A 13,154-nucleotide genomic window follows, 5' to 3' on the forward strand; every position below is an offset into this window, starting at 1 on the left:
GCACAGCCTGCTTACTCGCTTCTCCCCCGAAAGGAAACACCGTGTCTGTGGAACACCCGCCCATCGGTGAAGCCAATACGGAACCCGCCGCCGGCGGCTGCCCGGTCACCGGCCGCCTGCGGCACCCGCTGCAGGGCGGCGGCAACCACGAGTGGTGGCCCAACCAGCTCAACCTGAAGGTGCTGGCCAAGAACCCCGCCGAAGGCAACCCGCTCGGCGACTTCGACTACAAGGCCGCGTTCAACTCCCTCGACCTGGCCGCGGTCAAGGCCGACATCGCCGAGGTGCTGACCACATCCCAGGACTGGTGGCCCGCCGACTTCGGCAACTACGGCCCGCTCATGATCCGCATGGCCTGGCACAGCGCGGGCACCTACCGCTCCTCCGACGGCCGCGGCGGCGCCAACACCGGGCAGCAGCGCTTCGCTCCGCTCAACAGCTGGCCCGACAACGGCAACCTGGACAAGGCCCGCCGCCTGCTGTGGCCGGTCAAGAAGAAGTACGGCCAGAACATCTCGTGGGCCGACCTGATGATCCTGGCCGGCAACGTCGCGCTCGAGACCATGGGCTTCAAGACCTTCGGTTTCGCGGGCGGCCGCGTCGACGTGTGGGAGCCGGAGGAGGACGTCTACTGGGGCCCCGAGGCCGAGTGGCTGGGCGACAAGCGCTACAGCGGTGAACGCGACCTGGAGAACCCGCTGGCCGCGGTCCAGATGGGTCTGATCTACGTCAACCCCGAAGGGCCCAACGGCAACCCGGATCCGCTCGCGGCCGCGGTGGACATCAAGGACACCTTCGGTCGCATGGGCATGACCGTCGAAGAGACCGTCGCGCTCATCGCGGGCGGTCACACCTTCGGCAAGACCCACGGTGCCGGTGACGCCGCGCTCGTCGGCGCGGAGCCCGAAGCCGCCCCGCTCGAGCAGATGGGCCTGGGCTGGAAGAGCTCGCACGGCACCGGCAAGGGCGCCGACGCGATCACCAGCGGCCTCGAGGTCGTCTGGACCACCAAGCCCACCCAGTGGAGCAACGACTTCTTCGAGATCCTCTTCGGCTACGAGTGGGAACTCACCAAGAGCCCGGCCGGGGCGAACCAGTGGGTCGCCAAGGACGCCCAGCCGATCATCCCGGATCCGTTCGATCCGGCGAAGAAGCGCCTGCCCACCATGCTCACCACCGACCTGTCGCTGCGCGTCGATCCCGAGATGGAAGTCATCTCCCGGCGGTTCAAGGACAACCCGGACGAGTTCGCCGACGCCTTCGCCCGCGCCTGGTTCAAGCTGACCCACCGCGACCTGGGTCCGGTCACCCGCTACCTCGGCCCCGAGGTGCCCAGCGAGGTGCAGCTGTGGCAGGACCCGATCCCCGCGGTCGATCACGAACTCGTCGACGCCGCCGACATCGCCGCGCTCAAGGAGCAGATCCTGGCCTCGGAGCTGTCGATCTCGCAGCTGGTGAAGACCGCCTGGGCGGCGGCCTCCTCCTTCCGCGGCAGCGACTACCGCGGCGGCGCGAACGGCGGGCGCATCCGGTTGCAGCCGCAGCTGGGTTGGGAGGTCAACGAGCCCGACGAGCTGGCCCGCGTCATCGCGGTACTGGAAGGCATCCAGGAGCAGTTCAACGCGGCCCAGACCGGCAACAAGAAGGTCTCCTTCGCCGACCTGGTCGTCCTCGGCGGTGTCGCCGCGGTGGAGCAGGCCGCCCGCAACGCCGGCGTGGCGGTCGAGGTGCCCTTCACCCCGGGCCGCGCCGACACCACGCAGGAGCTCACCGACCCCGAGGGCTTCGCGGTACTCGAGCCCAAGGCCGACGGCTTCCGCAACTACCTCGGCAAGGCCAACCCGCTGCCCGCCGAGTACCTGCTTGTGGACAAGGCGAACCTGCTCACCCTCACCGCGCCGGAGATGACCGTGCTGGTGGGTGGTCTGCGCGTGCTCAACGCCAACTACCAGCGCTCCCCGCTGGGCGTGCTGACCGAGACGCCGGAGTCGCTCACGAACGACTTCTTCGTCAACCTGCTCGACATGGGCGTCGTGTGGGAGCCCTCCCCCGCCGACGACGGCACCTACGTCGGCAAGGACGCCGCCACCGGCGCCCAGAAATGGACCGGCAGCCGGGTCGACCTGCTGTTCGGCTCGAACTCGGTGCTGCGCTCGCTCGCCGAGGTCTACGCCACCGACGACGCCAAGCCGAAGTTCGTGCAGGATTTCGTCGCCGCGTGGAACAAGGTGATGAACCTGGACCGGTTCGACCTCGCCTGATCCCCCACGCCCGATCCCCTCGGGCACGGCGCCCCGTGGACCTCGCGTCCGCGGGGCGCCGTCGCGTTACCGGCAAGCGCCGCACCGGCATCCACGACAGCGGGAACGTTGCCCGCGGGAACGAACCGGACCGGCGTTCAACTACTCTCGACGCGGTGCTCGGACATTCTCATGCGACCAGCGGCGCGCTCGCCTGGTCGGTGGCGGCGGCGACGCTGCCGCTCGCGGTGGTGACCTATCCGGTGATGCAGGACGTGGACGCCCGCCTCGGGCCCGTCGACGTGCTGCTCGGCGTCTTCCTCACGGCCGGTGCGGCGCTGCTGCCCGACGCCGATCACCCGAAAGGCACGCTCGCGCATGTGCTCGGGCCGCTGTCGTATTTCGCCTGCAAGATCATCGCCAAGGTGTCCGGCGGGCACCGCCAAGGCACCCACTCCCTGCTGTTCGTGGTCGCCGCCGCCTACGGCACCTGGGCCGGAATGCACTGGATCGGACGACCGTTCACCCTCGCCCTGGCCTTCTTCCTGCTCGCACTCGCCGTGCGGGCCCTGCACCTGTACCCGCCGGGAGACGACATCCGCAGCTGGGGCACCGTCGTCGTGCTGGCGGCAGCGGGCACCTTCGTGATGGACCACTGGATCAGCGACAAGCCCGCGTGGCTGCCCTTCTGCGTCGGCCTCGGCGCCTTGGCCCACCTGCTCGGCGACTGCCTCACCGACCGCGGCTGTCCCCTGCTGTGGCCGTTCAAGCCACGCACCTGTTTCCCCATCATCGAGCGGACCGGCAACAAGGTCGAAACCTGGGTGCTCGCACCGCTGTTCACCGTCGGCACGTTGGCCGTGCTCTGGCACGTCTTCACCGTGCCCGCGTGAGCGATGCTGTCCCGGCGGCACCGTATGGCCGCCGGGGGTCTGGTCCCCTGGCGCTCCTCAGCTTTTCGGGAGGTGAGGAGTGTGGGTTTCGTGTGTGATGTGTTGGAAAGGCGTTGTATGCATTGATGCGCATATCTTCGTATAGGTATCTTTAATCGGTACCGGGCTCGCCGATCCGGTCGATTCCTTCTCCTCGTCTCGGAATCAGCCTGCAATACCAGAAATCCTGCTGTGCCGCCGATTCACTCACAGGCCGATCCCTGGCTCCCCCCTCGCTCCACAGGTCCTCCGAGCACCCCTCCCCTCCCCCGCCGCCCGGTGGCACCCTTGGCTCATGACTCTCGATCACGGTGATCCCGGCGACGCCCCTTCGGTCCCCCAGCCCATCGCGCCGGTGGTGGATGCCACCCGCCCCTCGGCGGCCGAGGAGGCCAGGACGGTGGTGGCCGCCACCAATATCGCCACGCTGGCGAGCCTGTCCGAGGACGGCGGTCCCTGGGCCTCGTTCGTCACCTACGGCGAACTGGGCGGCCGGCCGGTGCTGTGTGTGTCCCGGCTGGCCGAGCACGGGCGCAATCTCGCGGCCGATCCGCGGGCGAGCCTGTCGATCGTGGCGCCGGACGTGCCCGCCGACCCGCTGGCCGGCACTCGGGTGACGCTGGCCGGCGTGGTCGAGCAGCCGACCGGGGACGAGGCCGATGCGGCACGGAACGCACACCTGGCAGCCGTGCCCGCCGCGCGCCATTACATCGACTACAGCGACTTCACGGTGTGGATCCTGCGGGTCCACCGGGTGCGGTGGGTCGGTGGTTACGGGCGGATGGATTCGGCCACCGCCGAGCAGTACGCCGCAGCCCGTCCCGATCCGATCGTGCCCGCCGCGGCCCGCGCGGTCGCGCACCTCAACGACGATCACGCCGACGCGTTGGCCGATATGGCCCGGGCGCTGGGCGGCTACCCGGACGCCACGGCGGCGCGGTGCGAACGGGCCGACCGCTACGGCCTGGACCTGCGGGTGGAGACACCGCGCGGGGTGGCGCGCACCAGGGTCGGTTACCTGGCGCCGCTCGACGACGTCGGCGAATTACGCGCGGCGACGGTCGAATTGGCGCGACGCTCACGCAGCGGGAACCGGCCTTGACGGCCACCGGGGCCGGGTGATTGATTGGGCGGACACGGTGTGGCCGCGATCACGCTGCCCGCCGCGAACAGGAAGGCTGTGGCATGCGGTTCACCTACGCGGAGACGATGACCGACCCCTCGTTCTACGTGCCCCTGGCACAGGCGGCCGAGGCGGCGGGGTATACCTCGATGACGATCGCCGACAGCATCGCCTATCCGCGGGATTCCGACGCCACTTACCCCTACACCCCCGACGGCAGCCGGGAGTTCTTGGAGGACAAGCCGTTCGTCGAGGCGTTCGTGCTGTCGGCGGCGATCGCGGCGGCGACCACCCGGCTGCGGTTGACCCCGTTCGTGCTCAAACTGCCGATCCGCCCACCGGTCCTGGTGGCCAAGCAGGCGGCATCGGTGGCGGCGTTGAGCGGCAACCGGCTCGGCTTGGGCGTCGGGATCAGTCCGTGGCCGGACGATTTCGAGATCATGGGCGTGCCGTTCGAGAAGCGCGGCGCGCGGATGGACGAGTGCATCGATATCGTGCGCGGGCTCACCGCGGGCGGCTACTTCGAGTACCACGGCGAGTACTACGACCTGCCGCCGATCAAGATCAGCCCGGTGCCGACCGAGCCGATTCCGATCCTCATCGGCGGTCACAGCAAGGCGGCGCTGCGGCGGGCGGCGCAGCGCGGGGACGGCTGGATGCACGCGGGCGGTGACCCGCAGGAGCTGGACCGGCTGCTGGCGGAGTTGGACGCGCTGCGTGCGGAGTACGGCGCGCGCAAGGACTTCGAGATCCACGTCATCTCGGTGGACGGGTTCACCGTCGACGGGGTGAAGCGGCTCGAGGACAAGGGCGTGACGGATGTGATCGTGGGCTTCCGCAATCCCTACACCCGGGAGCCGGACAACGAGAGTCTGGACACCAAGATCGCGAATCTGGAGCGGTTCGCGGAGAAGGTCGTCGCACGCACCTCCTGAGGGTTTTCGTCTCGTAGCGTGGCGGGCATGGAGATCGCGAGCAGGGTGGGTTCGGCGGTCGGGTGTGCCGTCACGGAGGTGACCGATCTGGGGTCGAGCCACGGGTGGCGGTTGGCGCGCGTGCGCTTGGCGGACGGGCGTGCGGTGTTCGTGAAGCACACGGCGGCGCACGGGCCGGTGCTGGCAGCGGAGGCGGCCGGGTTGCGCTGGCTGGCCGAGGGGGATGCCGAGCTGCCGGTGCCGGTGCTGGCCGACGGCGAGGGGCTGCTGGTGTTGCCGTGGCTGTCGGCCGCGGCGCCGAGTGCCGAGGCGGCGGAGCGGTTCGGTCGTGGGCTGGCGCGGCTGCACACGAGCGGGGCGGAGTGGTTCGGTGCGCCGTGGCAGGGGTGGATCGCCGAGCTGCCGCAGGACAACACGCGGTCGAGCGGTCCGTGGTCCTCGTGGTTCGCCGAGCGGCGGGTGGTGCCGTACCTGCGCCGGGCCGCCGGTGTGCTGGGCGCGGAGGGGGTGCGGGTGGTGGAGCAGGTGGTCGACCGGATCGAGGTGCTGGGCGGGCCGGCGGAGCCGCCGGCGCGGATTCACGGTGATCTGTGGTCGGGGAACGTGGTGTGGACGGCGGAGGGTGCCCGCGTGATCGATCCGGCGGCGCACGGCGGGCATCGGGAGTCGGATCTGGCGATGCTCGCGTTGTTCGGTGCGCCGTACCTGGATCGGATCCTGGGGGCGTATCAGGAGGTCGCGCCGCTGGCGGAGGGGTGGCGGGCGCGGGTGCCGGTGCATCAGTTGGCGCCGCTGCTGGTGCATGTGGTGTTGTTCGGCGGGTCGTATCGGGGGCAGGTGATCGCGGCGGCGCGGGCGGCCTTGACCGGATGAGGCGGTCGACACCGGGGGTGTTCAGCGGTTGATGTCGTCCAGCTCGGTCAAGTCCTCCTCAGCGAGGGTGAGACCGGCGCCGGCGATGTTCTGGCGCAGATGTGCCGTCGATGACGTGCCGGGGATGAGCAGGATGTTCGGTGATCGCTGCAGCAGCCAGGCCAGCGCGACGGACATCTGTGTCGTCTCCCGTCGAGCGGCGACCGCCGAGAGCGCCGAGGACTGAAGCGGGGTGAAGCCCCCGAGGGGGAAGAAGGGCACGTACGCGACGCCGTCGGTGGCGAGCCGGTCGATGAGCTTGTCGTCGTGGCGGTGGGCGAGGTTGTACATGTTCTGCACGCACACGATCGGCGCGATGCGCTGTGCCTCGGTGACCTGCTCCTCGGTGGCGTTGCTGATCCCGAGGTGGCGGATGAGGCCCTGCTGCTGGAGTTCGACGAGCGTCTCGAACGCCTCGGCGAGCGAGCCGGGCTGGGGACCTTGGGCGTTGCCGAGTCGGAGGTTGACCAGGTCGAGTACGTCGAGGCGGAGGGACTCGAGGTTGTCGTGGACCTGGCGGCGCAGATCGTCGGGTCGACGGGCTGTCGGCCAGCCGCCCTGTTCGTCGCGGGTCGCGCCCACCTTGGTCACGATGTGGAGCGAGTCGGGATAGGGGTGCAGTGCCTGGCGGATCAACTCGTTGGTGACGCGCGGCCCGTAGGCGTCGCTGGTGTCGATGTGTGTGATACCGAGGGCGACCGCTTCACGCAGCACGGCCAGGGCACCCTCGCGATCGGCGGGCGGCCCCATCACCCCCGGGCCGGCCAGTTGCATGGCGCCGTAGCCGAACCGGGTGACGGTCAGGTCACCGAGCGTCCAGGTGCCGCCGGGAAGAGGGAGGGAGGGTGTGCTCATCGTGGTGCCTTTCGTCGTGCACTCGGGGGTGGGTGGCCCCTGCTGGATTCCTACATCAGCATTGGAGAGAAACTTCCTGTCGGGAAGTAGGCACTCGGGAGTGCGTAACCCACCCAGTGGTGAGAGGTGCGATCAGTGACGACGATGAAGGCGGCCGAGAAGAGGGCGCAGGCCAAGGTGGAGTACAACGCGTTCTTGGCTGGGTGCCCCAGCCGGCAACTGCTCGAGCGAATCTCGGACAAGTGGGTCGTCCTGATCCTGTGTGCGCTGGGCGGCGACAACAGTTCCGGCCGGCCCGGTGCCGCGGACGCAGACGGTCCGAAGCCGATGCGTTACTCCGAGATCTCTCGGCTTCTCGCCGGAGCCAGCCAGAAGATGCTGACCCAGACGCTACGGTCGCTGGAGCGCGATGGTCTGCTCACCCGTACCGTGACGCCGACCGTCCCTGTCACGGTCTCCTACGAGCTGACAGACCTCGGCCTCTCGCTCCACCACATGACCCGCGGGCTCAGACACTGGGCGCAGACACACATGGCCGAGGTACTCGCCCACCGCGAGAACTACGACACGCGCACCCCCTGACGACTCACATCCAACCGTCCGACAGCTCGACGAAAGGGCTACCGCCCACGGCGCGGTCGGGCGGCCCGGATCTCACTGTCGGCGGGCGCGGCGGGAAGCTGGTGGCCGCGGGGCCGGCGGGTGGGGTGCGCGAGGGGTAGCCGGGCGATCGCGGCACCCCCGGGGGCGCGGCGGTCCGTGGCCGTGGGGGTGCGCGATGATCGGGGTGAGGGAAAGGATTTCGATGACCACTACCGCGCACGCTTTCGACGTCGATACCGCGAGCACCCCGGTGGGCGAGCATGTGTATGCGCTCGAGTTGACCGATCGGTGGAACACTCCGGCCGGGACGGCCAACGGCGGGTATCTGTTCGCGGTCTGTCTGCAGGCGCTGGCGCGGGAGGTGCCGCAGCCGGACCTGTTGTCGGCGTCGGGGCATTTCCTGCGGCCGGGGACGCCGGGTTCGGCGCGGGTGTCGACGGAGACGGCGCGGATCGGGCGGCGCACCGGGACCGGGGCGGCGACGTTGCTGCGCGAGGATCGGGAGATCGTGCGGGTGCTGGCGACCTTCAGCGATCTCGGTGCGGCGCAGGGGCCGACGATGGAGGCCGGGGTGGCCCCGGTGCTTCCGGCGCCACGGGAGTGCGTCGATCCGCACGAGGGGCGGGATCGCGGCGACGGCATCGGGGCGCGGGTGGAGTACCGGATGCCGGAGTTGCCCGGATTCTTCCGCGGGACGCCGGGCGGGGCGACGACGTGGGAGTTCTGGATGCGGTTCGCCGACGGGCGGGAGGCGGATCCGATCGCGCTGGCCGCGTTGGTGGACGCCGCTCCCCCGGTGGTGTTCGATCACGGGATCGGCGGGTCGTCGACGATCGAGTTGACCGCGCACATCCGCAGGCGTCCGGCGCCGGGCTGGCTGGCGTGCCGGGTGAGCACGGAACACCTGGTGAACGGCTTCCACGAGGAGGATTTCGAGATCTGGGACAGCAGCGGCGCGCTGGTGGCCCAGTCCCGTCAGTTGGCGCTGGCCTTCTGAGGCGATGACCTAGTGTGGGCCGTATGACGAGCGCACCGATCGCGGACCTGTCGACGGCGGAGAAGGCGGCGCTGGGCAGCGGCGCGGATTTCTGGACGACCAAGGCGATCGGTCCGGTCGGCTCGGTGACGATGACCGACGGCCCGCACGGGGTGCGCAGGCAGGTGGGCGCGACCGATCATCTGGGGTTGGCCGAGAGTGTGCCTGCGACGTGTTTCCCGCCCGCGGTGGGGCTGGCGCAGAGCTGGGATGCGGATCTGGTGCGCCGGGTGGGTGTGGCGCTGGGGCGCGAGGCGCGGGCGGCGGGGGTGGATGTGTTGTTGGGGCCGGGGGTGAACATCAAGCGGGATCCGCGCGGTGGGCGCAATTTCGAGTACTACTCGGAGGATCCGGTGCTGACGGGGGTGTTGGCCGCGGCGTGGGTGGCCGGGTTGCAGAGCACCGGGGTCGGGGCGTCGGTGAAGCACTTCGCGGCCAACAATGCCGAGCACGATCGGATGCGGTCGAGTTCGGACGTCGATGCGCGGCCGTTGCGGGAGATCTATCTGCGGGCGTTCGCGCATATCGTGCGTGCGGCGCGGCCGTGGACGGTGATGTGTTCCTACAACCGCATCAACGGGGTGTACGCGGCCGAGAACCGGTGGTTGCTGACCGAGGTGTTGCGCGGTGAGTGGGGGTTCGACGGTGTGGTGGTGAGCGACTGGGGCGCGGTGGCCGATCGGGTGCGGGCGGTGGCGGCGGGGCTGGACCTGGAGATGCCCGGTGGGGGCGGTGATTCGGATGCGCGGGTCGTGGCCGCGGTGGAGGCCGGTGAGCTGGATCCGGCGGATCTGGATCGGGCGGCGGCGCGGATGGCGGCGTTGGCGGAGCGGGTGGCGGCGGGCCGGGAGTTGTCCGCCGAGCCGGTGGATGTGGCGGCGCACCATGCGTTGGCGCGGGAGGTGGCCGGGCGGTGTGTGGTGCTGTTGAAGAACGACGGGGACATTCTGCCGTTGTCGGCGGGGCGGTCGCTGGCGGTGGTGGGTGAGTTCGCGGAGGCGCCGCGCTATCAGGGCGGTGGGAGCTCGCATGTGAACGCCACCCGGCTCGACATTCCGTTGGCCGAGATCCGGGCGCTGGCGGCGCCGGGGACGGTGGCGTATGCGCGGGGGTTCACCACCGACGGCACCGGTGATGCGGCGGCGTTGCGGGCCGAGGCGGTGGAGACCGCGGCGGCGGCCGAGGTGGCGGTGGTGTTCCTGGGGTTGGCGGCGAGTCAGGAGTCGGAGGGGTTCGACCGCGAGGACATCGAGCTGCCCGCCGAACAGCTGCGGTTGTTGCAGGAGACCGTGCGGGTGCAGCCGAAGACGGTGGTGGTGCTCGCGCACGGCGGGGTGGTGCGGTTGACGCCGGTGGCGGCGGCGGTGCCCGCGATTCTGGACGGCGGCCTGTTGGGGCAGGCCGGTGGTGGTGGGGTGGCGGATGTGTTGTTCGGGCGGGTGGATCCGTCGGGGCGGTTGGCGGAGACGGTGCCGTTGCGGTTGCAGGACTGTCCGGCGTATCTGAACTTTCCCGGCGAGCATTCGCATGTGCGCTACGGGGAGGGGTTGTTCGTCGGGTATCGCTGGTACGACGCGCGGGAATTGGCGGTGGGCTTTCCGTTCGGGCACGGGTTGTCGTACACGAGTTTCGACTATTCGCAGTTGTCGGTGGAGTCGGACGAGTCGGGTTGCACGGTCGGGGTGACGGTGACCAACACCGGGGCGCGGCCGGGTCGTGAGGTGGTGCAGGTGTACACCGCCATGCCGGGGTCGGCGGTGGTGCGGCCGCCGCGGGAGTTGAAGGGTTTCGCGACGGTGGATCTGGAACCCGGTGCGAGCGAGCGGGTGTGGGTGACGATCGGCCGGGCGGAGTTGGCGTACTGGGACACCCGGGTGGATCGGTGGCTGGTGGAGGGCGGCGACTACGAGGTGCTCGTCGGTGCGTCCAGTCGCGATATCCGGCTCACCGGCACGGTGTCGGTGGCCGGGGACGGGGTGCGGGTGCCGATCACACTGGAGTCGACGTTGGGTGAGGCGTTGGCCGATCCGGCGGCGGCCGCGGCGATCGGTCAGGTGGCGGCCGGGAAGGGGGCGATGGTCGGCGGTGGTGACGCGCTGGGGGTGGACATGATGCGGATGCTGGAGTCGATTCCGTTGGGCAGGCTGGCGAATTTCGGGATGGACACCGAGGCACTGGCACGCGCGCTGGGCGCGGCCGATGGCGGAGCGTCCGCGTAGGGCGCCGCGGCAGCGGCGCTCCCGGGAGACGGTGGACACCCTGTTGGAGGCGGCGGCGCAGATGTTCACCCGGCGGGGACTCGCGGCCACGACCAATCACATCGCCGAGCGGGCCGGGCTGTCGATCGGCACCCTGTATCAGTACTTTCCGAACAAGGAGGCGTTGCTGCATGCGCTGGCGGCCCGGCATCTGGCCGAGGCGCAGGCGCGGTTGATGCCGCTGCTGGCCGAGTTGCGGCGCAGCGCACCGGAGTTCGAGGAGACGGTGCGCCAGGTGCTGGAGGTGGTGGTGGATCTGCGCCGGTGTGGTCGGGGTGGCGAGGACCCGGTGTATGGGGGTGCCGGTACGGATCGTGTTATCAGCCGCAAGTCACAGAGCCACCGCCTGTGGATGACCCAGCAACCCCAGCCCGGGTGTTCCGTGAACTGTTCCGGTGAGCCCCCGTTATATGGAACAATACGCGGGTGAACGAGCCGTTTCGCGTCGGGTACAGCCGCTGCTCTTCCGATGAGCAGGACGTCGAAGTTCAAACAGAGCGGCTTCGGACCCTTGGAGTGCCGCACGACCGAATTTTCATCGACACGGGGTTCTCCGGAACGACGCGCAAGAACCGAGCGGGTCTCGACAGTGCACTCGCCGCCGCGTCGGCGGCGGCAGTTGCCACAGGCCGACCGGCAGTGCTGACTACGACAAAGTTCGACAGGTTCGCGCGGAGCATGGCCGAAGCCGGTGAAGTCCTCACTGGCCTACGCGAGCGTGGCGTGCTGTTCGGCCTCGGTAGCTCGATCTACGACTGGGATGACCCGTTCGGCGAACTGTTCCTGCAAACGCTGGCGATGGTCGCCGAGTTCGAGGCGAACCTGAACCACCTACGGACCCGTGAGGGGATGGCAAACGCTCGCGCGAAGGGCCGTCTCAAGGGCAAGCGACCGAAGTTGCCGCTTGCAGCCCGGAGGACGATCTATCGCCGCTACCACGACCCTGGAGACGACGCCAGCTTGGCGGACCTTGCCGAGGAATACAGCGTCGGCCGATCCACCATTCATCGGATCGTGAGCAGCGGCATGCCGCAGGCGTAGCTGTGGAATCGAATCGAAACGTACGGAGAGGACGAATAGGGTGCTGACAACCCTGAGCGTGGCGAACTATCGGTCGCTGCGGGAGTTGGTGGTGCCGCTGGGTGAGCTGACGGTGATCACGGGCACCAACGGCGCCGGGAAGTCCAACCTGTACCGGGCATTACGGCTCCTGGCCGACACGGCCCGCAACGGAGCCGTGGGCGCTCTGGCGCGGGAGGGCGGCCTACCTTCAACGTTGTGGGCCGGCCCGCCGAACGGTGCCCGCAGCGTTCGGCGTGGGCAACCGAGCCTTCAGAGTGGTCCGGTCACGTTGCGGCTGGGATATGCCGGTGACGAGTTCGGCTACGCAGTGGATCTGGGCGTACCGGGCGGAGACCTCGACGGCTCCGCCGAGACCCGCACGATGTTCGGACTGGACCCGGAGATCAAGTCCGAATGTGTGTGGGCGGGCCCGGTGCTTCGACCGTCCGCGGTTCTGGTTGAGCGATGCAACAGTCGCGTGCTGGTACGCGACGGCTCGGACATTGCCGACTACGCGATCGCCCCGTTCGACAGCATGCTCTCCGAATTCGCCGACCCGGCGACAGCGCCGGAGCTGCTCGTCTTGCGGGACCGGATGCGGGGCTGGAGATTCTACGACCACTTCCGCACTGACGCCGATGCCCCGGCCCGTCTCAGCCGGGTCGGCACTCGGACCCCGGTCCTCGCCGCAGATGGTGCCGACTTGGCGGCGGCAATCCAGACGATCCGCGAGATCGGGGACCCTGAGCTGCTGGATGAAGCGATCGACGACGCGTTCCCGGGATGTCAGGTGTTCGTCGACGACCGCAACGGCCGATTCGACCTGCAATGGAAGCAGCAAGGACTCCTACGGCCGCTCGGTGCGGCGGAGCTGTCCGACGGCACCTTGCGGTACCTGCTGCTCGTTGCCGCCCTGTTGACACCCCGGCCGCCGGAGCTTCTGATCTTCAACGAACCGGAAACCAGCCTGCATCCGGACCTGTTCGCTCCGCTCGGACACCTGATCGCCGCGGTATCGCAGGACACCCAGATCATCGTGGTTTCTCACGCTCAGATGGTGATCGACGCACTGATCCGAAACGGCCACAGCGTGACCGCGATCGAGCTGGTCAAACAGTCCGGAGAAACGACAATCTCTGGACAGGGACTCCTGGACCGGCCCCAGTGGAACTGGTACGAACGCTGACCCGGGGCCCGA

At 69.3% G+C, this 13,154-nt stretch carries 12 protein-coding genes; 11 read left to right on the plus strand and 1 reads right to left on the minus strand.

What is annotated here, in order from left to right; translation table 11 throughout:
- Positions 1 to 41: 41 nt before the first annotated feature.
- The 5 genes from katG to CRM89_RS07745 all read left to right on the plus strand — a co-directional run bounded on the left by katG (position 42) and on the right by CRM89_RS07745 (position 6,103).
- Positions 42 to 2,261, plus strand: a complete 2,220-nt coding sequence (gene katG, locus CRM89_RS07725) for a catalase/peroxidase HPI (RefSeq protein ID WP_011209482.1) — start codon at positions 42 to 44, stop codon at positions 2,259 to 2,261.
- A gap of 155 nt (positions 2,262 to 2,416) precedes the next feature.
- Positions 2,417 to 3,133: a metal-dependent hydrolase gene (locus CRM89_RS07730; RefSeq protein ID WP_011209483.1), complete on the plus strand. Its 717-nt coding sequence runs from the start codon at positions 2,417 to 2,419 to the stop codon at positions 3,131 to 3,133.
- Between the two features lie 334 nt (positions 3,134 to 3,467).
- On the plus strand, positions 3,468 to 4,274 hold the full coding sequence (locus tag CRM89_RS07735) for a HugZ family protein (RefSeq protein WP_098083606.1): 807 nt from the start codon (positions 3,468 to 3,470) through the stop codon (positions 4,272 to 4,274).
- An 83-nt stretch (positions 4,275 to 4,357) separates the two neighbouring features.
- Positions 4,358 to 5,230 (plus strand): TIGR03619 family F420-dependent LLM class oxidoreductase, encoded by an 873-nt coding sequence (locus CRM89_RS07740; RefSeq protein ID WP_011209485.1) that lies wholly within the window; start codon positions 4,358 to 4,360, stop codon positions 5,228 to 5,230.
- A 27-nt stretch (positions 5,231 to 5,257) separates the two neighbouring features.
- Positions 5,258 to 6,103 (plus strand): fructosamine kinase family protein, encoded by an 846-nt coding sequence (locus CRM89_RS07745; RefSeq protein WP_172964461.1) that lies wholly within the window; start codon positions 5,258 to 5,260, stop codon positions 6,101 to 6,103.
- Positions 6,104 to 6,124: 21 nt separating this feature from the next.
- Here CRM89_RS07745 and CRM89_RS07750 read toward each other — a convergent pair whose 3' ends face one another.
- Positions 6,125 to 6,997 carry an aldo/keto reductase family oxidoreductase gene (locus CRM89_RS07750; RefSeq protein WP_086844480.1) on the minus strand — a complete coding sequence of 291 codons (873 nt, stop codon included), beginning with the start codon at positions 6,995 to 6,997 and terminating at the stop codon, positions 6,125 to 6,127.
- Between the two features lie 135 nt (positions 6,998 to 7,132).
- Between CRM89_RS07750 and CRM89_RS07755 the strand changes: the two genes are divergently transcribed.
- From CRM89_RS07755 to CRM89_RS07780, 6 genes are all read left to right on the plus strand, one after another.
- Complete coding sequence (locus CRM89_RS07755; protein ID WP_060590976.1) at positions 7,133 to 7,579, plus strand: helix-turn-helix domain-containing protein; 447 nt, start codon at positions 7,133 to 7,135, stop codon at positions 7,577 to 7,579.
- A 223-nt stretch (positions 7,580 to 7,802) separates the two neighbouring features.
- Positions 7,803 to 8,597 carry a thioesterase family protein gene (locus CRM89_RS07760; RefSeq protein WP_098083608.1) on the plus strand — a complete coding sequence of 265 codons (795 nt, stop codon included), beginning with the start codon at positions 7,803 to 7,805 and terminating at the stop codon, positions 8,595 to 8,597.
- 23 nt (positions 8,598 to 8,620) lie between these two features.
- Entirely contained in the window at positions 8,621 to 10,855 is a 2,235-nt protein-coding gene (locus tag CRM89_RS07765; protein ID WP_098083609.1) for a glycoside hydrolase family 3 C-terminal domain-containing protein, read from the plus strand.
- 43 nt (positions 10,856 to 10,898) lie between these two features.
- Positions 10,899 to 11,324 (plus strand): TetR/AcrR family transcriptional regulator, encoded by a 426-nt coding sequence (locus CRM89_RS32195; RefSeq protein ID WP_228833814.1) that lies wholly within the window; start codon positions 10,899 to 10,901, stop codon positions 11,322 to 11,324.
- Positions 11,321 to 11,935: a recombinase family protein gene (locus CRM89_RS07775; protein WP_098083610.1), complete on the plus strand. Its 615-nt coding sequence runs from the start codon at positions 11,321 to 11,323 to the stop codon at positions 11,933 to 11,935. The genes CRM89_RS32195 and CRM89_RS07775 overlap by 4 nt, the downstream gene beginning before the upstream one ends.
- A 40-nt stretch (positions 11,936 to 11,975) precedes the next feature.
- Complete coding sequence (locus CRM89_RS07780; RefSeq protein ID WP_098083611.1) at positions 11,976 to 13,142, plus strand: AAA family ATPase; 1,167 nt, start codon at positions 11,976 to 11,978, stop codon at positions 13,140 to 13,142.
- The last annotated feature ends 12 nt before the right edge of the window (positions 13,143 to 13,154 follow it).

The sequence above is a fragment of the Nocardia sp. FDAARGOS_372 genome (assembly GCF_002554515.1).
GTDB lineage: Bacteria > Actinomycetota > Actinomycetes > Mycobacteriales > Mycobacteriaceae > Nocardia > Nocardia farcinica.